The sequence below is a fragment of the Streptomyces thermovulgaris genome (assembly GCF_002155915.1).
GTDB lineage: Bacteria > Actinomycetota > Actinomycetes > Streptomycetales > Streptomycetaceae > Streptomyces > Streptomyces thermovulgaris.
Map to the genome: position 1 here is coordinate 1 of NZ_MUME01000237.1, position 1,189 is coordinate 1,189.

The 1,189-nt window shown below is 69.7% G+C and carries 1 protein-coding gene; it reads left to right on the top strand.

Annotated elements, in window-relative coordinates:
* Positions 1-1,068, top strand: a 1,068-nt coding sequence (locus CCN35_RS18825) for a beta-ketoacyl reductase (RefSeq protein ID WP_143631639.1), incomplete at its 5' end; no start/stop codon positions are given.
* Positions 1,069-1,189: the final 121 nt, after the last annotated feature.

Sequence of the window (1,189 nt, forward strand, 5' to 3'; positions counted from 1 at the left end):
GTGCTGGACGATGGGCTGCTGGCGGCGCAGTCGGGTGAGCGTCTGGCTAAGGTGTGGGGGGCGAAGGCCGCGGGGGCTTGTCATCTGGATGAGCTGACCCGGGATCTGGATCTGGCTGCGTTCGTGCTGTTCTCCTCGGCCGCGGGTGTCTTTGGTGGTGCCGGGCAGAGCAACTATGCGGCCGCCAATGCTTTCCTGGATGCGTTGGCCGTTCATCGCCGGGCTGGGGGGTTGCCGGCGGTCAGTTTGTCGTGGGGGCTGTGGCGGCAGGCGGGTGTGGGTCTGACCGCTTCGTTGGGGCAGGCGGAGCTGGCCCGGATGCGCCGCCAGGGCATCACCGCCCTGACCACCGACCAGGGGCTGGCGGCTTTGGATGCCGCGCTGGCGCAGCCGTATCCGCATCTGGTGGCGGTCAGGCTCGAGCTCACGCCGCTGCAGCGGGAGGCGGACAACGGTGGCCAGGTGCCCGGTCTGGTGCGCAACCTCCTGCGTGCTTCGCGTAGGCGGGCCGGTGAGGCGGGGGGTGCTCCTTCGGGGCTGCGGGAGCGGCTGCTGGCGCTGCCCGCGGCCGAGCGGGTTGCTCATCTGGTCCGGGTGGTGCAGCAGGAGGCGGCGGTGGTGCTGGGCCTGCCCGGTGCGGATGCGGTCGGTGCCCAGCAGGTGCTCAAGGAACTCGGTATCGACTCGCTGATGGCGGTCGAGCTGCGTCGCCGGCTGTCCGCCCAGACCGGCTTGACCCTGCCGGCCACCCTCGCCTTCGACCACCCCACCCCCACCGCCATCGCAACCCTGCTCCTCGACAAACTCGACCTCGACTCCGGAGCCCCGGCCCGCAGGCAGCGCGTGACCAAAACCCAGATCGACAGCCTGGTCGAACTGCTGCGCTCGGCGACGCCCGCGCAGCTTGAGGAACCGGACCTGGCGGCAGGCCTGCTCGCCCTGCGGGACAGCCTGGCCAAAACCGTGACGGCGGTCGCCGAGCGACCGGAGCCGGAGACCGAGTTCGACACCGGCAGTACGGATGACCTTCTTCAGTTCCTGGATCGCAAACTTGGAGTGAGCGAATGAGCGCGTCCGAAATCGAGAAGCTCGAGGCGTACCTGCGGCGTACGGCGAACGCACTCGTCGAGACGGAGAAGGAGCTCACTGCCGAGCGCGCGGCCCGCACCGAGCCGATTGCTGTGGTGTC